Origin of the sequence: Micromonospora sp. NPDC004540 (genome assembly GCF_040610095.1) — a bacterium.
In the GTDB taxonomy this organism is placed as follows: domain Bacteria; phylum Actinomycetota; class Actinomycetes; order Mycobacteriales; family Micromonosporaceae; genus Micromonospora.
The window spans coordinates 1-17,087 of record NZ_JBEXLR010000125.1 but is presented as its reverse complement, the minus strand read 5'-3'; the positions used below and the strand labels follow the sequence as shown (position 1 = coordinate 17,087).

The 17,087-nt window shown below is 73.0% G+C and carries 11 protein-coding genes and 1 pseudogene; 7 read left to right on the top strand and 5 right to left on the bottom strand.

Going from position 1 to position 17,087, the window contains the following annotated elements; all coding sequences use genetic code 11:
* Window positions 1-1,415 precede the first annotated feature (1,415 nt).
* Entirely contained in the window at window positions 1,416-2,144 is a 729-nt protein-coding gene (locus ABZV78_RS28495) for a hypothetical protein (protein ID WP_355643473.1), read from the bottom strand.
* A 79-nt stretch (window positions 2,145-2,223) separates the two neighbouring features.
* Here ABZV78_RS28495 and ABZV78_RS28490 point away from each other — a divergent pair, with 79 nt between their 5' ends.
* The gene (locus ABZV78_RS28490; RefSeq protein WP_355643471.1) at window positions 2,224-2,592 is read left to right on the top strand and encodes an ArsC/Spx/MgsR family protein; all 369 of its coding nucleotides are present in this window, start codon (window positions 2,224-2,226) and stop codon (window positions 2,590-2,592) included.
* 13 nt (window positions 2,593-2,605) lie between these two features.
* Here ABZV78_RS28490 and ABZV78_RS28485 read toward each other — a convergent pair whose 3' ends face one another.
* Window positions 2,606-2,800 carry a hypothetical protein gene (locus ABZV78_RS28485; RefSeq protein ID WP_355643469.1) on the bottom strand — a complete coding sequence of 65 codons (195 nt, stop codon included), beginning with the start codon at window positions 2,798-2,800 and terminating at the stop codon, window positions 2,606-2,608.
* Between ABZV78_RS28485 and ABZV78_RS28480 the strand changes: the two genes are divergently transcribed.
* Both ABZV78_RS28480 and ABZV78_RS28475 read left to right on the top strand, forming a co-directional pair.
* Window positions 2,799-3,461, top strand: coding sequence for a hypothetical protein (locus tag ABZV78_RS28480; protein WP_355643467.1), 663 nt, complete (start codon window positions 2,799-2,801; stop codon window positions 3,459-3,461). The genes ABZV78_RS28485 and ABZV78_RS28480 overlap by 2 nt on opposite strands.
* A 40-nt stretch (window positions 3,462-3,501) precedes the next feature.
* On the top strand, window positions 3,502-3,891 hold the full coding sequence (locus ABZV78_RS28475) for a hypothetical protein (protein WP_355643465.1): 390 nt from the start codon (window positions 3,502-3,504) through the stop codon (window positions 3,889-3,891).
* 8 nt (window positions 3,892-3,899) lie between these two features.
* Here ABZV78_RS28475 and ABZV78_RS28470 read toward each other — a convergent pair whose 3' ends face one another.
* Complete coding sequence (locus tag ABZV78_RS28470) at window positions 3,900-5,096, bottom strand: histidine decarboxylase (RefSeq protein ID WP_355643464.1); 1,197 nt, start codon at window positions 5,094-5,096, stop codon at window positions 3,900-3,902.
* Between the two features lie 278 nt (window positions 5,097-5,374).
* Here ABZV78_RS28470 and ABZV78_RS28465 point away from each other — a divergent pair, with 278 nt between their 5' ends.
* Window positions 5,375-6,778: a hypothetical protein gene (locus ABZV78_RS28465; protein ID WP_355643462.1), complete on the top strand. Its 1,404-nt coding sequence runs from the start codon at window positions 5,375-5,377 to the stop codon at window positions 6,776-6,778.
* Between the two features lie 60 nt (window positions 6,779-6,838).
* Here ABZV78_RS28465 and ABZV78_RS28460 read toward each other — a convergent pair whose 3' ends face one another.
* Window positions 6,839-8,299 (bottom strand): APC family permease, encoded by a 1,461-nt coding sequence (locus tag ABZV78_RS28460; protein ID WP_355643460.1) that lies wholly within the window; start codon window positions 8,297-8,299, stop codon window positions 6,839-6,841.
* Between the two features lie 367 nt (window positions 8,300-8,666).
* On the opposite strand from ABZV78_RS28460, the gene ABZV78_RS28455 reads away from it, so the two are divergent.
* The 3 genes from ABZV78_RS28455 to pulA all read left to right on the top strand — a co-directional run bounded on the left by ABZV78_RS28455 (window position 8,667) and on the right by pulA (window position 15,740).
* Window positions 8,667-9,335 carry a cellulose binding domain-containing protein gene (locus tag ABZV78_RS28455; protein ID WP_355643458.1) on the top strand — a complete coding sequence of 223 codons (669 nt, stop codon included), beginning with the start codon at window positions 8,667-8,669 and terminating at the stop codon, window positions 9,333-9,335.
* 89 nt (window positions 9,336-9,424) lie between these two features.
* Window positions 9,425-10,102, top strand: a complete 678-nt coding sequence (locus ABZV78_RS28450) for a cellulose binding domain-containing protein (RefSeq protein WP_355643456.1) — start codon at window positions 9,425-9,427, stop codon at window positions 10,100-10,102.
* Between the two features lie 139 nt (window positions 10,103-10,241).
* Window positions 10,242-15,740, top strand: coding sequence for a pullulanase-type alpha-1,6-glucosidase (pulA, locus tag ABZV78_RS28445; RefSeq protein WP_355643454.1), 5,499 nt, complete (start codon window positions 10,242-10,244; stop codon window positions 15,738-15,740).
* Window positions 15,741-15,817: 77 nt separating this feature from the next.
* Here the strand turns inward: pulA and ABZV78_RS28440 are convergent.
* Window positions 15,818-17,087 (bottom strand): annotated as a pseudogene (locus ABZV78_RS28440) (hypothetical protein); the annotation flags it as partial.

Sequence of the window (17,087 nt, the reverse complement as noted above, 5' to 3'; positions counted from 1 at the left end):
ACGGTGGTCGCGGCGAGGCCGGCGGCGGTCAGCACGGTGTTACGCAGCAGATCGGTACGCATGATGAGTGCCTCTCTGTCGGGGGTGAGCAGCACACGCAAAAGGGGGGCGCGGGTGCCGCTGAGAAAGTCTTCGGAGGGTGCCCGGCGATCAAAGGGGGTGACCTGCTCGGGCGGTCCGGGGGTGTAACTGTCGGCGGCGGGGGGTGATTCCCTCGGCCTGATCCGACGTCCTGGGGAGATGTAACGACCGGCGCCGCGGGATGATTCGGCTCACCGGCGTGGACCGATGGTGCACGGTCCGGGGGATGTAACGACCGGCGGGGGCCGGTCATTCCGACCGGGGCTCCCTCACCGCGGGGGGCGGGGTGCTGCGCGGTCTGCCATGTACAACGACCCCGGCCCCGGCATGATTCCGCCCCGACGGTGGCGCCGACCACCCCACACCACCCCCCGAAACCGGACAGGCATGCCCGCAACCCGCCACCGCGAACCGGACACCCACCCCACGTCACGCAGCCGGGCGCCAACTTCCGCCCGGCCCAAGCCTGCCTCCATAACCGGGCGGCCGCCGGTGCGCATGCCCGGTCCCCTCCAACGCGACACGTCGAGTGGAACGCCGTGGATGTCTCCGGGGTCGGGATACCTCCATGGAGTTCCACCGACGGCACCGGCCGGGCGAGTGTCCGTTTCCTGCGGGTCCCCGGGCGGGCGCGGCACGGGCGGCCTCCGGGTGCTGTCCGGCCGCGTGATGACCCGGCGCCCAGCGGGCAGGGGCTGCGGGAGTACGTGGCCGCCCGGGCGGTGGCCCGGCGCGACCTGAGCACAGCACCTCGTTCGTCACGCGCGGCACCCCAGTCACATCGCCTGGTCGGAAGATCGACTCCGGCTCGGCGAGGTGAGGGCGTCCGGGCTGCCTGATGCCGCCACGGCGGCACTCCTGGCGGTGGAACGGCGGCGCGGATCGGGGCCGCCGCCGAACTCAACGCCGATCCACCGCTTGCGGAGACGTCATGCCCGCGACCGATGGGTGATCTGCGCCGGCCTGCCGAGTCACACCCTCGCCGACGACCAAGCGCACTGCATTCGACGCCCCGGGCCCACACCTGACATCACGCACCCCGCGCCCGGGAGCTATCAACTGCGATCTTGGCGAGTCCGTCCGCAGCGAACGGAAACTCGCCAACGTCCGCGCCGGGGGTGCTTCTGGGACCGGCGCGGCCGGGCCGCGCACCGCTGAGCGAGGGGCAGGGACCAGCCGGGGAAAGTCCGGCCGCGGTTGGTGGGAAGCGGACGAGCGGCAGCATCCGTGCGGGGATCGAGGGAGGCGTCGGAACCGCGCGGGTGGAACGTCATGAAGGTCATAAATGCACGGAGACGTCCATGGCGTTCCATCCACACGGCCGAAGGCCGGGGTCAGGGGGTGGTGAGGAGGGTGAGGAGGGCGTCGCGGGCGGTGCGGACGGCGGCGCGGGACTCCTCGGTGTGGTCCAGGGCGTCGAAGCCGTGCCGGCCGTCCGGTACCGCCACGATCCGCACCGGCGTCCCCCGACGCGCCGCTGCGGCGGTGAACGCATCGCGGGTCGCGGCGACCTCCGGGCGCTCCCGTTCGGGCAGCGTGAAGACGAGCGGCGGCAGGTCGCCGGCCCGGCCGAGCGCGTCGAGCGGCCGGAAGCGCGGGTCGATCGGCGGCCAACCGGGCAGGGGTGCGAGCAGTGGGTACGTCGCGGCGAGGCCGCGCAGCCATGGGGGTGGGTCGCGCAGCCAGTCGGCCAGCAGCAGGCCGCTGCCGGAGAAGAACCAGAGCGCCAGCCGGTCCGGGTCGACGCGGGGGTCGGCGCGGAGCAGGTCGGCCGCGCCGGCGACCTGTGCGGCGGCGGCCGGCAGGTCGTCGGGGCTGCGCAGGTGAAGTTGAGGCACCGCAGCGAGCACGCCCTGCTCGGCGAGGAGCGCGCCGTAGCCCTGGTAGAGCAGCCATTCGCGCGGGTCCGGCGCGCCGGGCGGCAGTGGGACGCCGTGCACCACGACGACCGCGGGCCGCGGGCCCTCGTCCGCCGGCAGGTAGAGGTCCACGTCGCCGTGCCGCTCGACCGGGGCCGGCGGCGGGTCGAGAACAAACTGTGTCTCCCAGAAACTGTTTTGCATGTGGCTCATCGTAGGCGAGGTCGGGTGGCCTCCGCTGCCCCATCAGGGCCTCCACAGTGGGCGTGCCACCATGTCGGGCATGGAGATCTGGCACAACCCGTCCTGCTCGAAGTGCGCCACGGCCCGGGCCTCGCTGGACGAGGCGCGGGTGCCCTACCGGCTGCGGGCCTACCTGGCGGAGCCGCCGAGCGCGGAGGAGTTGACCGAGGTGCTGCGCCGGCTGGACGCCCGGGCCTGGGACATCTGCCGCACCGGCGAGCCGGCCGCGACCGCGCTGGGCATGGCGGACTGGCCCCGCGACGACGCCACGGAGCCGCGCTGGGTCGCCGCGATGGTCGCGCACCCCGAGCTCATCCAGCGCCCGATCCTGCTGCTGGACGACGGCAGCGCGCTGGTCGGTCGTACCCCTGAGGCCTTGGACGAGGCGGTGCGCCGCGCCGAAGGGTGAGCCCCGCGGTGCTTCAGGAGGACCGGTCGCCGGCCTTCGCGTGCCGCTCGCGCAGCCGGTCCCGGATCTCCTCCGGGGTGTACGCCCGGCGCCGCCGCTCCGCCCGCGCCACGACCACGCCGGTCGCCGCGACGCCGGCCAGGCCGGCCAGCCCGAGCAGCTTCCACCACCGCATCCGTTGCCGCTTCGGCATAGGGTAGTCCTCCATGAGCATCAGCCTGGACGAGGCGGTGGAGCTGACCCGCACCGGCGACCTGTGGGTCTTCCGCGGGCGCAGCGTGCCGGACCGCGCCATCCAGCTCACCACGAACAGCCCAGTGAACCACGTGGGCATGGCGGTGGTGCTCGACGACATGCCGCCGCTGATGTGGCACGCCGAACTGGGCCGCTCGCTGCCGGACATGTGGACCGGCACCCACCAGCGCGGCGTGCAACTGCACGACCTGCGGGACGCGGTCTGCGTCTGGGCCAACCGGTACGGCCAGCGGGCCTGGCTGCGCCAGCTCGAACCGTCGGCGGACACCGCCATGGAGGAGGCGGTGCTGCGGACCGTGGCGCGCCTCGACGGCACCCCGTTCCCGTCCACCGCGCAGCTCGCCTGGCGCTGGGCCCGCGGCCGGGTGCCGAACCTGCGCCGCGGCCGACCCTCCATCGCCGACGGTGGCGGTGTGCCGGTCCGCGACCGGGCGCTGGAGACCGCGTACTGCGCGGAGGTGGTGGCCGTGACCTACGAGGCGATGGGGCTGCTGCCCGCCGGTCGCCGGCCCAACTGGTACGACCCGGGTCGGTTCTGGAGCGGCGACGACCTCGACCTCACGGGCGGCGCCCAGCTCGGGGCGGAGATCGAGGTACGCATCCCGCCCCGCTGACCAGGTTTGCCGGACCCGCCGTCCGGTAATGGAGAGCGGCGTGACGGCTTCCACGGACCTCGACACGCTCACCGACTTCTTCGACCGGTACGGCGTGGCGCTGACCACCGCCGACGTGCCCGCCATCGCCGGCTGCTACGCGCTGCCGGGGCTGGTGGTCGCCGACACCTACAGCTTCTCGTTCACCTCGCCGGCGGCCGTGGCGCTCAGCTTCGTCGGCGCGGCCCCCGACTACCAGGAGCGGGAACTGGTCGCGGCCAACGCGCAGATCGAGGACGTGCAGCGGGTCTCCGCGCTGCTCACCGAGGTGGCGGTGCGCTGGGAGTTCCTGGACAGCCATGGCCGGGCGGTGCCCGGGGAGCGCTACCGCTACCTGCTGCGGGCCACCGACAACGGCCCAGCCATCTGCACCGTCATCCGCACCGCCTGACCGACGGCTCAGCGGACCAGGGCCTGCCGCTCCCGCTGCCGGGGCAGCGCGTCGAGCAGCGCGCCGCCGGCCACGTCGGCCACGTCGGTCACGAAGGCGTCGACGGTCTCCCGGGTGACGCCGGGCATGCAGATCAGGTGGCTGCGACCGGCGCCGCTGGCCAGCACCCACTTCGCCGTCACTGCCGGGGGCGGGGTGGGGAAGACCACGGTGAAGGCGTGCTCGTGCCGCCAGGCCGGCCAGCCCACCTCGTTGAGCCGCTCCACCGCGTACGCGGCCAGGTCGCGGGCCCGCTCGGCGCGCTGGCGCAGGCCGTCGTGGCCGAGGCTGCGGATCGCGTACCAGAGCAGCAGCGCCGGGTGGCCGCTGCGCGAGCCGCTGATCGTGGTGTCCACCGTGCCGGTGTAGTTGGGGGACCGGGCGAGCTGCTGCTGGAGGGTGCGGCGGGTCAGCACCACCCCGCACGGCACCGGGGTGCCGAGGAACTTGTAACCGGAGATGGAGATGCTGTCCACGGTGGCGTCCAGCCGCAGCGTGGCCCGCCCGTCGGCCAGCGCCAGCGGGACGCCGGCCAGCGCGCCGTCGACGTGCAGGTGGTGGCGGACCGGCGTGCGGGCGAGCAGGCACCGGATCCGCGGCACGTCGTCGGCCGCCTCGGTCATCGTGGTGCCGCAGGTGGCCACCACGATGGCGGGCCGGTCCCGGTGCCGGTCGACCAGCCGGGCCAGGTCGTCGTAGTCCATCTCGCCGCGCTCGTCGGTGCGGACCACCACCGAGTCCAGCCCGAGGATGTCGACGCACTTGGGCAGCGAGTAGTGGGCGTCGGCGGAGTGGTAGACCAGCGCCCTGGGGAACCGGGCCCGGGCCAGGTAGAGGGCGTAGAGGTTGCCCTCGGTGCCGCCCGAGGTGAGGTAGCCCCAGCGGTCGTCGACCGGGGCCTGGAACAGGTCGGCGAACCAGTCCAGCACCTCCCGCTCGTACCGCTTGGTGTGGTTGGCGCCGGCCGGGTCGGTCCACGGGTCGCCGATGTTGTTCAGCAACGAGCCGAACAGCGGCGCCAGCGGGCTGTAGTCGATGTCGGTGGCGACCGGGAAGCCGACGTGCGTCTCCCGGCCGGCCGCCGCGGCCGAGCGGACGGCGGCGATTTCGGCGAGGAGTTCCTCGGGGCGGGTGACGGAACCGTCACGGCCTGGGTCGGCTGACAACACGCGCTCCCTCGTCGTCCCGGTGCACAGCGCACAGAGTGGACCATGAGTCACGGAGAGCGGGCAACCGTAACGAACTTGGCCACCAATTGTCCATAATCGACTGACGGGCTGGGCGAAATCGCTGGTGATCGGGGCAATTGCCATTGTGGACAGTCGGCCCTGACCGAGCAAGCAGTCAGCGAGCGCAGCCCATGGAATGCTTGCGGACAGTTGATAACGCGTGCACGGAGTGAAATCATCGGCCGGGCGAATTCCAGCTAGCCAGGAGCTGCCACGTGTCGCAGGACCACCTCTCGCCGCTGCCGCCGCCGTCCTATGAGAACCGTGGGGTCCACGGCACGGCCGATCGGCCGACGTATCCCCGGCCGGCGCCGGTCAGGCCGCCCCTGCGGTGGCGAGACCGCCCGCTCACCGACGGCTCGCCGACCGCGGACGTGCCCGGACACGGCGGCCCGGCCACCCAGGCCCACGGCACACCGGCCCACGGCACACCGGCCCCGCCGGCTCGCGGCTACGGCGCCCCGGGCTACGGCGCCGCCGAGCCGCCGGCCTACGGCGGCGCGGGCGAGGGCTTCGGCGCTCCCGCGGCTTCCGGCCACCCCGACCGGGCGGTGCCGCACGGCTTCGGCCCGGCCCACGGCGCTCCGACGGCCGGCGGCTTCGGCGGACCCGCCCCGGCCCCCCGGTTCGCCCCGCCGGAGACACCGGGTCACGGCGGCCGAAGCTCGGGCCTGGGCGCCGCGGCGGCTCCGGTCTACGGCGCCCCCGCACCGGCACACCCGGCGCCCCCGGGCGGCTACGGCGCTCCGCACGCCCCGCACGCCCCGGGCTTAGGCGCCCCGGACACCGGCGGCTTCGGCGCGCCGGTCGCCCCCGGCTTAGGCGCCCCGGACACCACCGGCTACGGCGACTCCGGGCCGGCCCCGGCGAGCTGGTCGTCGCGCGACGGCCGCGAGCCGGGCGCCGACGGCTACTCGAACCCGGCCGTCCACCACCAGATCCGGCAGGCGGTGGTGCACCGGGTGCAGTACGCGAACGCGCTGCACGCCTCGCACTACTGGGACCTGCGCCGGACCAAGCCGGTCGGGCCGCACGCGCTGGTCTTCCTCTACGCCAGCCTGGACCCCCGGTTCGCCGACCCCCGCCGGCCCTACTACGAGATCAATGCGGCATCGCGGCTGTTCCGCGACGGCAGCGAGGTGCAGGACCTGCCGGCGCTGCTCGCCGAACTGTGCGAGATCGCCGAGGGTTACCTGGCCGGGGGTGGGGTCTTCGACCCGGTGGCCCAGATGACCCAGGCCGGCGAGCCGATGCCCGCCGAGGCGCGCTACGTCGGCGTCTCGGTGTCGACCCTGCTCGGCGGCGGCGACGAGGCCGGCGCCGAGGCGCCGGGGGTCGGCGGGATGGGCATCCCGGGCCGGAACCTGGTGGTCATGTCCGACGACAACCTGCTGGTGGTGGAGCGCCCGGCGCGGGCGCACGAGCAGGTCGTGGTGCACTCCACCTCGCCGCACTTCACGGGTGGGGTCGTGGAGTACCGCAGCTGGCTGCCGCTCAGCCCGGAGCAGCAGGTCCACCCGGCCTGGCGCTGGTTGCAGCGCCTCAACCAGCTGGTGCTGACCGGCCAGGAGCGCAAGACCGCGGTGGTCGGAGCCATGGGCGGCCGGCGCCCCCGCTGAGGACGCCGACGGCCCGCCCCCGGTGTCGGAGGGGCGGGTCGTCAGGCGTCCGGGGCCGTCCTACAGGGAACGGCCGGCCAGGTCCTGCTCGATCACCGCGAGCGGGCGCGGCTGGCCCTGCCCGACGTTCTCCAGCACCTCCGGGTGGGTGGACCGGAGGACCGCGGCCCAGACCAGCCCCACCGCCGCAGCGGCCGCCACCGCGCCGGGGACCAGCCACTTCGTGGTGGACTCCGGGGGCGCCCCGAGCACGGCGGAGAGGTTGACCAGCGTGGTGAGCAGGGCCGCGCCGACCAGCGCCGCCCCGATGGCCGGCGCGACCGTGCGCTGCCACGCGCTCTCGTCGCTGCCGCCGCCCCGGCGGAAGAACGCGATCGTGGCGACCGAGGTGACCGCCATCATGAGCAGCACCGCGATGGCCGCGACGCCGGAGAGCCAGCTGAACATGATGGCGACCGGGTCGGCCCCGGTCAGGGCGAAGACCAGGATGACCGGCAGGGCGACGGCCGACTGGAGCACCGACCCGGCGACCGGCGCGCCGCCCCGGCCGACCCGCTCGAACACCGCCGGCAGCACCCGCTCCCGCCCGAGGCTGAAGGCGTACCGGGCGATCGAGTGGTGGAAGCTGACCATCGCGGCGAACACGCTGGTCACCACCAGGACGGTCGCGACGCTGCCGAGCACGGGGCTGGCGTGCGCCTGCAGGATCGAGAACGGCAGGCCGGCGTTCGGGTCGCGAGATTCGTCGACGACCCGGTCCGGCCCGACGGCCACGGCCAGGGCCCAGGCGGCGAGGGCGTAGAGGACGGCCAGCAGGACCAGCGCCGAGTAGGTCGCCCGGGACACCGCCTGCGGTGACCGGGACTCCTCGGAGTAGACGGCGGCCGACTCGTAGCCCACGAACGAGGCCGCGCAGAAGGCGACCACGCCGCCGATGCCGGGGACCAGCAGGTTGCCGGGGTCCAGCGGCGCGAAGCTCACCGACCCGCCAGCCGGGTGGGTGAACGAGGTGAGCACGAAGAGCAGGATCACCGCGATCTCGACGGCCAGCACCGTGCCCAGCAGGCCGACGCTGATCCGCGCCTTCAGCACCCCGACCAGGGCGACCCCGGCCCAGGCGAGCAGCGCCCAGGCCCACCAGGCGCCGCCGAGGCTGCCGCTGACCACCGCGCCGAGCAGCCCGTAGAGGCAGATCTGGATTGCGTTGTAGCCGAGCAGCACGACGGGCGCGGCGACCACACCCCAGAACCGCCCGAAGCCGGCGGCCAGGGCCGCGTAGAAGACCCCGGCGCTGGAGACGTAGCGGGCCATGGCCAGGTAGCCGACGGAGAAGAAGAGCAGGGCGGCGGCGATCACGAGGAAGCCGAGCGGTGTGCCGGTGACGCCGGTCGAGGCGTAGGTGGCGACGATCGCGCCGGCGAGGACCGCCATCGGGGAGGAGGCGGTCGCGCTGAACACCAACAGGGCGCCGGTGCCGAGGGACTTGCGGATGAGCCCGGATGGCGCGCTGGCAATCTGCATGGAGCTGCTCCGAGTGGGGGGGAGGGGTTGTCGGGGTGGGACGGAGCGGGTCGGCAGCCGGTCGCCGACCGGAGGTGGCGGGGCACTCCATGATGGACAGTGCGAGCGGATGTGCGCGTCCTTGCCCGGATCTGAACCATTTAGGAGCTCCAATAGCTGAGCCCGGACAGCGTAGCCGACGACGCGGTGCGACGTGTCGGGTGCGCGCTGTGGCGGACGGGTCGGCCGGTGGGGCCCGATCCGCCGTGCTTGATCATCCGTTCCGCGCGTCCGGGGTGCCCGGACGGTCGGATCGTTCCGGGCGCGGTGCGCGCAACGGCGCACCGTGACTACGCTTGCGCGTCGGCAACCATGAGAGGGGCATCTGATGAGCGGCGGGCCAGCCCGGCCGCCCGACGCGCCGGCGGCGCCGCGGGGGCTCACCTCGGTGCCGTGGATCGTGGTGCTGCTCGGCGTCGGCCTGCTCGTCGGCCTGCTGGTGGTCGTCCTGCTCTCGCTGCGCGGGGAGGAACAGCGGCCGCTGCCGGCGCCCGCGCCACCGATGTACCTGCCGACCCTCGGGGTCTACCCGACGGCCACCCCGACGGCCGGCGGGGCCACCGTCGCGGCCACCGGATCGGCGACGCCGTCGCCCAGCGCGACCGCCTCGCCCTCGGCCGGGGCGTCCCGGTCCGCGACGCCGCGGCCCAGCACCTCGACCCGGGCGGTCACGCAGGGTGCGGTCAGCGCCCGGTACGACGCCACGGCGAGCGACCGGGACGGGTTCGAGGCCCGGCTGACCGTGGTCAACGGCTCCGGCCGCGGCCAGGACTGGGAGGTCGAGTTGCTCTTCACCGGCAATGTGAAGACCATCGAGGCTTCGTCCAGCTCCGGGGTGTCGGTCAGCACCCAGGGCAGCGGGGTGTTCGTGCTGCGCGGCACCGGGCCGCTGCCGGCCGGCCAGAGCGCCACGGTGCGGTTGGCGTTCGGCCGCACCGGCACCGGCGACCGGCCGGGCCAGTGCACGGTCAACGGCGCGGACTGCGTCCTCGGCTGAGGCCGAGCACCGGCGGTGGGCGGGCCGGGCGCTGCCGGCAGAACGTCGCGATGGTTACGCTCGCCTGAGGGGACCGACAGGGGAGGGTCATGTCCGGCTCGCGACGCGTACGCCCGTCACCCGGCGCCGCCATCACCTCCTCGCCCTGGATCATCGTCTCGATCGGCGTGATCGTCATGGTGGTGCTCCTGGTCGTGGCGCTGGGCTCGGTGCGCGGGCGGCGGACGTACGCGGAGGCCCCGCCGCCGGCCCCGACGATGTCGCTGCCCCAGTTGCCGGTCACCACTCCCACCATCCCGGGCGGGGCCACCCGTCCGCCCTCGTCCGCCGCCGGGCCGGTGGTCCCCGGGCTGTCCCCCCGGTCGACGGTGCTGCCCGCCCGGCCGACGCCGAGCCCGCCGGCCAGGGCGGGCGCCCGCAGCAGCCGGCCCGCGCCACCGCCGCCCGCCCCGCCGGTCACCGGCCGGTACGGGGTGGTGAGCAGCTTCGACGGCGGCTTCGTGGGTGAGGTGCGGCTGGTCAACACCGCCGGCACGGCGCGGGGCTGGACGGTGCGGCTGACCTTCCCGCGCGGCCGGCTCGTGGCCGCCTGGGTGAGCGGCGCCGAGCAGGGCAGCGGCGGCTTCACCGACGGCGTGTTCACCTACCGCAGCGGGGTGGACCTGGCGCCCGGCGCGTCGGTGCCGCTCCAGTTCCACTTCGAGCAGACGGGCACGACCCGGCCGACAAGCTGCGCGGTCGACGGCGCCGCCTGCTCCGGCCTCTGATCCTCGACCCGGTTCCCCCGTCAGCTCTGCCGGGTTTCGCAAGACCGCTGCTTTGTTGCGACTCTGTTTGCAAGGTATTGCAGAATGTTTCGGCGGGGGCTAGCGTGCGGGCGAATCAGCGACCAACGAAAGGCCGTCGATGAAACCCCCGCCGATATCCCGCAAGGCGCTGGCCGCCTTGGCCTCCTCCCTCGTGCTCACCCTCGTCGGCGTGCCGGTGGCCCTCCACCAGCTGGGTGCCGACGGCAGCGACCGCCCCGCCACCCCCGACGTGCTGGCCGCCGCAGGCGCCGCGCAGTGGAGCCGGGAGCCGTCCGCCGAGGCGCTGCTCAAGGCCGGCAGCAACAGCGCCAAGGCCGAGCAGTTCTACTTCGTCCTGCCGGACCGCTTCGCCAACGGCGACAAGCGCAACGACACCGGCGGGCTGGCCGGCGACCGGCTCAGCACCGGCCTGGACCCCGCGGACAAGGGCTTCTACCACGGCGGTGACCTCAAGGGGGTCATCGACCGGATGGACTACATCCAGGGCCTCGGCACCACGGCCATCTGGCTCGCCCCGATCTTCAAGAACCGGCCCGTGCAGGGCGCCGGCGCGGACGTCTCCGCCGGCTACCACGGCTACTGGATCACCGACTTCACGCAGGTCGACCCGCACTTCGGCAGCAACGCCGAGCTGAAGAAGCTGGTCGACCTCGCCCACCAGCGGGGCATCAAGGTCTACCTGGACATCATCGCCAACCACACGGCGGACGTCATCCGCTACGCCGAGGACAAGTACGGCTACGTCGACAAGAAGACGAGCCCTTACACCGACACGCAGGGGCGGGCCTTCGAGGACCGCAACTACGCCGACGGCACCCGGGCGTTCCCGCGGGTCGACAGCGGGTCCTTCCCCTACACGCCGACCTTCGCCAGCGCGGCCGACGCCAAGGTGAAGGTGCCGGCGTGGCTGAACGACCCGACCATGTACCACAACCGGGGCGATTCCACCTTCGCCGGTGAGAACAGCGAGTACGGCGACTTCTTCGGCCTCGACGACCTCTGGACCGAGCGTCCCGAGGTGGTCCGCGGCATGACCGACATCTACGCGCAGTGGATCGGCAAGGCCGGCGTCGACGGCTTCCGCCTCGACACGGTCAAGCACGCCAATCTCGACTTCTGGCCGCAGTTCACCCGGGGCATCAACGCCGCCGCCGCCAAGGCCGGCAAGCCGAACTTCTTCATGTTCGGCGAGGTCTACAGCTCCGACCAGCAGATCGAGTCGACCTATGTGCGCCAGGGCGGCCTCCCGGCCACCCTCGACTTCTCCTTCCAAGAGGCCGCGCGGGGCTACGCCGCCGCGGACGGCTCGGCCAAGGCGCTCGCCGACGTGTACGCCAAGGACGACCTCTACGCCGCGCGGGACACCGACGCCAACCGGCTGACCACCTTCCTCGGCAACCACGACATGGGCCGGATCGGCTCGTTCGTCGCGGCCGCCGGCGGGGACGACGCCAGCCAGCTCCGCCGCGACCAGCTCGCCCACCAGTTGATGTTCCTCACCCGCGGCCAGCCGGTCGTCTACTCCGGTGACGAGCAGGGCTTCACCGGCCCCGGCGGAGACAAGGACGCCCGGCAGGACATGTTCGCCAGCAGGACGGCGGACTACCTCGACGACGACCTGATCGGCACCACCCGCACCCACGCCAGCGACCAGTACGACGCCGCCCACCCGCTCTACCGGACCATCGCCGAGCTGGGCAGCCTGCGGCAGGCGCACCCGGCCCTGCGGGACGGCATCCAGGTCACCCGGTACGCGGCCGACGGCCCCGGCGTCTTCGCCTTCTCCCGCGTCCTGCCGAAGGACCGCACCGAGTACGTCGTCGCCGTGAACAACGCCGCGACCGCGCAGACTGTCAGCGTGGACACCTGGTCGGCCGGCGCCACCTTCACCGGCGTCTACGGCGGTGCGGCCACCGCGAGCGCCGGCGCCGACGGCAAGCTGGGCGTCACCGTGCCGGCCATGTCCGCCGTGGTGCTCAGGGCCGACCGGGCCATCCCGCCGGCCGGCGCGGCCCCGACGATCACCCTCACCGAGCCGGGCGACGCCCCGGTCGCCACCACGGCCGCCGTCACCGCACAGGTCACCGGCGACCCCCTGGCAACCGTCACGTTCGCCGCCCGGGTCCCCGGCGGCAAGTGGACGCTGCTGGGCAGCGCGCACCGGGCGCCGTACACCGTCCACCACGACCTGACCGGCCTGGCCGGCGGGACGAAGGTCGAGTACAAGGCGGTGGTCCGCGACGGCAAGGGCCGGGTGGCCGCCGCGCGCACCACCGGCGTGGTCGGCACCCCGGCGCAGAGCGCGTCGCGGGACTGGGCGGTCGTGCACTACCAGCGCCCCGCCGGGGGGTACGCCGACTGGGGCCTCTACACCTGGGGCGACATCGACCCGGCGTACCAGACCGAGTGGCCCAAGGGGCAGCCGTTCGCGGGTGAGGACTCCTTCGGCCGGTTCGCCTGGGTCAAGCTGAAGCCGGGCGCGAAGTCGGTCGGGTTCCTCGTGGTCGACAAGGACGGGAACAAGGACGTCGCGAACGACCGCAGCATCGACGTGACGCAGACCGGCGAGGTCTGGGTCAAGCAGGGCGACGCGACCCTCTACCCGACCCGGGTGGCCGCCACCGGCGAGCCCGACCCGCCGGTCGACCAGAGCACCGCGGTCATCCACTGGCGCAAGGCGGACGGGAACTACGACGGCTGGGGCCTGCACCTCTGGGACGGCGCCGCCAACCCGACCGACTGGGGCAACCCGCTGAAGCCGGAGAAGATCGACACCTACGGCGCGGTCTTCCGGGTGCCGCTCGCGGCCGGCGCCACCGGGCTGAACTACATCGTGCACTCCGGCGACGAGAAGGACCAGCCCGACGACCAGCGGCTGGACTTCGCCGCCGCCGGGCACGAGATCTGGCTGCTGGCCGGGGTCAAGGGCCGGTTGTTGCCGCCGACCTCGTCCGGCGTCGCGAAGGACCTCGACATCACCAAGCAGAAGGCGCAGTGGATCGACCGGTCCACCGTGGCCTGGCAGACCGGGCCGACCGACGGCAAGCGGTACGCCCTGGTGGCCGCCCCCGCGGGCGGACTCGGCATCGCCGACGGCGAGCTGACCGGGACGTACACGACACTGCCGCTGCGGGCGGGGCGCAACGGGCTGACCGAGGCGCAGCGGCAGGCGTACCCGCAGCTCTGGGCCTACCGCGCGTTCACGCTGGACCGCGCCGACCTGGCCAAGGTGCCCGCGGCGCTGCGCGGCCAGCTCGTGGTGACCGAGCGGGACGCCGAGGGCCACCTGCTCGGCGCCACCGGGGTGCAGATCCCCGGCGTGCTCGACGACGTCTACCGGGCCGCGACCGACGCGAAGCTCGGCCCGACGTTCGCCGGCAAGGTGCCCACCCTGGCCGTCTGGGCGCCGACCGCCCGGAAGGTCTCGCTCCAGCTCTTCGACTCGCCGGCGGCCGAGCCGACGACCGTGTCGATGAGCCGCAACGACACCACCGGCGTCTGGTCGGCGCGCGGCACGAAGGCGTGGACCGGGAAGTACTACCGCTACCAGGTCGAGGCGTGGCAACCGGCGGCGCAGAAGGTGGTCACCGCCGCGGTGACCGACCCGTACTCGCTGGCCCTCGCGCCGGACTCGACGCACAGCCAGATCGTCGACCTGGCCGACCCGGCGCTGGCCCCGGCCGGCTGGGCGAACCTGCGCAAGCCGGCGGCCGTGCCGTCGGCGAAGGCACAGATCCAGGAGGTGTCGGTCCGCGACTTCTCCATCGCCGACACCACCGTGCCGGCCGACCGGCGGGGCACCTACCTCGCCTTCACCGACCCGACCACGGCCGGGATGAAGCACCTCCGGGCGCTCGGCGACGCCGGGGTCAACTACCTGCACCTGCTGCCGGCGTTCGACTTCGCCACCATCCCCGAGAAGCGGGCCGACCAGGCGCAGCCCGCCTGCGACCTGGCCGCGCTGCCACCGGACTCCGACGAGCAGCAGAAGTGCGTCGCGGCGGTGGCCGGCAAGGACGGCTACAACTGGGGGTACGACCCGCTGCATTACACCGTGCCGGAGGGCGGCTACGCCGTCGACCCGGCCGGGGCGAAGCGGACCACCGAGTTCCGGCAGATGGTCGCCGGGATCAACCAGGCCGGCCTGCGCGTGGTCATGGACGTCGTCTACAACCACACCTCGGCCGCCGGCACCGACCCGAAGTCGGTGCTCGACCAGGTGGTGCCGGGCTACTACCAGCGGCTGCTGGAGGACGGCAGCGTGGCCAACTCGACCTGCTGCGCCAACACCGCCCCGGAGCACGCCATGATGGGCAAGCTCGTGGTCGACTCCCTGGTCACCTGGGCCAAGGCCTACAAGGTGGACGGCTTCCGGTTCGACCTGATGGGCCACCACCCGAAGGCGAACATCCTGGCCGTCCGCGCCGCGCTGGACGGGCTGACCCCGGCCCGCGACGGCGTGGACGGGAAGAAGATCCTGCTCTACGGCGAGGGCTGGAACTTCGGCGAGGTCGCCGACGACGCCCGGTTCGTGCAGGCCACCCAGGCCAACATGGCCGGCACCGGGATCGGCACCTTCAACGACCGGCTCCGCGACGCGGTACGCGGCGGCGGGCCGTTCGACGGCAACCCGCGGATCCAGGGCTTCGCGTCCGGGCTCTTCACCGACCCGAACGGCGACGGCGTCAACGGCTCGGCCGCGGAGCAGAAGGCCCGGCTGCTGCACCAGCAGGACCTGATCAAGGTGGGCCTGACCGGAAACCTGCGCGGCTACCGGTTCACCGACTCGTCCGGCCGGCCGGTCACCGGCGCGCAGGTCGACTACAACGGCTCGCCGGCCGGCTACACCGCCGCGCCGGGTGAGGCGGTCACCTACGTCGACGCGCACGACAACGAGATCCTGTACGACGCGCTGGCGTACAAGCTGCCGCAGGGGACCTCGGCGCAGGACCGCGCCCGGATGCAGGTGCTCGCACTGAGCACCGTGGCGATGGGGCAGGGGACCGGGTTCGTGACGGCCGGCTCGGAGCGGCTGCGCTCCAAGTCGCTGGACCGCAACTCGTACGACTCCGGTGACTGGTTCAACCAGATCCGCTGGGACTGCGCCCAGGGCAACGGCTTCGGCGCCGGCCTCCCGCCGGAGCAGGACAACAAGGACAAGTGGCCGTACGCCAAGCCCCTGCTGGCCGACCCGAAGCTGGTGCCGGACTGCGCGGCGATCGACCTGGCCGACGCCCGGTACGCGGAGCTGCTGACCGTCCGGCGTTCCTCGCCGGTCTTCGGGCTGACCACCGCCGACCAGGTGCAGAAGCGGGTCGCCTTCCCGCTCTCCGGCGAGGGGGAGACCCCGGGCGTGATCACCATGACCCTGGACGCCCGCGGGCTGGACGGGAAGTGGAAGTCGGTCACCGTGGTCTTCAACGGCACGCCGGAGACGGCGAAGCAGTCCGTCGCCGGCCTGCGCGGCGCGAACGTGGCGCTGCACCCGGTGCTGAGGAACTCCGCGGACCCGGTGCTCCGGACCGCGTCCTTCGACCGGGCCGATGGCACCTTCACCGTGCCGGCGCGCAGCGTGGCGGTCTTCGTCCAGAGCTGACCCGACGACGATCCGGCCCCCTGCCACCGAGGTGGCAGGGGGCCGGACGCTTGCGTCGATCCGTTCGCTGACCGTGGTCAGTTGAAGCAGTCCTTGACGGTGCCGGCGCAGTTGGTGGGGTCGTTGTTGGTGACGGTCGACTTGTCGTCGAGCTTGACCCTGCCCTCGTTGTTGAGGATGCCGCCGGCGACGCGGTGGAGCTTGGCGGTGTCGGTGGCGGTGTTCTTGGTGACGCGGGTGTTGGTCAGGGTGACCTTGCCCTTGTTGTTGAAGATGCCGCCGCCGTTGAGGGCGGTGTTGCCCTTGACCTCGCTGTCCCGCAGCGTCAGGGTGGCGTTGTCGTCCTCGCCGTCCTCGTGGTCGTCCTTGAAGCCGTCCTTGAGCTTGACGTCGGTGTCGCCGTTGAAGATTCCGCCGCCGAAGCGGTTGGCGGTGTTGTCGACGATCTCGCTGTCGGAGATGGTGGCGGTGGCGTCCGACTCCTTGTTGTCGCGCTCCCTCTTGTCGCCGCCGTTGGAGGACCAGTCCTTCTTCTTGTCCTCGCCGCCGGTGTTGACGATGCCGCCGCCGTCCTTGTCGGCGTGGTTCTTGGCGACGAGGACCTTGTCGAGCTTGAGGTCGGTGTCGACGGCGTAGATGCCGCCGCCGCTGTCGCAGGCGGTGTTGTTCTTGATCACGGTGAGGGTGATCGTGACGGTGCCGCCGGAGCTGAACAGGCCACCACCGTTCTTGCCCGCCTTGTTGTCCTCGATGATGCTCCTGGTGCTTTCCTTGCCGTTCTCGGAGCCGGTGATCTCGACGGTGCCGGCCTCGTCGCGGTCCTTGCGGTCCTTGTCGTGGCCGTCCTTGTCCCAGCTGCTGTTGCCGTAGCCGTAGTTGTCGTGGCCGTTCTTGTCGTGGTCGTCCTTCTTGCCCTTGCCGTTGGCGATGCCGCCGCCGTTGCCGCCGGCGGTGTTGTTGCTGATCTGGGTGTCCTTGACCTTGAGGATGCCCTCGTTGAAGATGCCGCCGCCGTCCTTCCGGGCGTGGTTGTTCTCGACCTTGCTGTCCTCGAGGTCGACCCGGCCGAAGTTGGCGATCGCGCCGCCGTTGTTCTCGGCGTTGTTGCCGGTCAGCTTCACGTCCTTGAGGTGGGCGCTGCCGCCACGCTCGACCAGCAGGCCGCCGCCGTCGCCCTCGCCCTCGTCCTTCTTGCGGTCGTCCTTCTTGTCCTTGTCGCCCGACCACGAACCCGAGCCCGAGCCCTGCGCGCCCGGTCCGGTCTGCGCGGCCGGCGCGGCCACGGCCACCGGCGCGGCCTGAACGGCCACTCCGGCCTGGGCGGCGGGCGCCATCTGCATGCCCGGC

What these genes read in the sequence shown, in the direction of transcription:
- ABZV78_RS28455 (WP_355643458.1), top strand. Translation starts at nt 8,667, where the DNA reads ATGAGCGGCGGGCCAGCCCGGCCGCCCGACGCGCCGGCGGCGCCGCGG.
- ABZV78_RS28495 (WP_355643473.1), bottom strand. Translation starts at nt 2,144, where the DNA reads ATGCAAAACAGTTTCTGGGAGACACAGTTTGTTCTCGACCCGCCGCCG.
- pulA (WP_355643454.1), top strand. Translation starts at nt 10,242, where the DNA reads ATGAAACCCCCGCCGATATCCCGCAAGGCGCTGGCCGCCTTGGCCTCC.
- ABZV78_RS28450 (WP_355643456.1), top strand. Translation starts at nt 9,425, where the DNA reads ATGTCCGGCTCGCGACGCGTACGCCCGTCACCCGGCGCCGCCATCACC.
- ABZV78_RS28480 (WP_355643467.1), top strand. Translation starts at nt 2,799, where the DNA reads ATGAGCATCAGCCTGGACGAGGCGGTGGAGCTGACCCGCACCGGCGAC.
- ABZV78_RS28460 (WP_355643460.1), bottom strand. Translation starts at nt 8,299, where the DNA reads ATGCAGATTGCCAGCGCGCCATCCGGGCTCATCCGCAAGTCCCTCGGC.
- ABZV78_RS28485 (WP_355643469.1), bottom strand. Translation starts at nt 2,800, where the DNA reads ATGGAGGACTACCCTATGCCGAAGCGGCAACGGATGCGGTGGTGGAAG.
- ABZV78_RS28490 (WP_355643471.1), top strand. Translation starts at nt 2,224, where the DNA reads ATGGAGATCTGGCACAACCCGTCCTGCTCGAAGTGCGCCACGGCCCGG.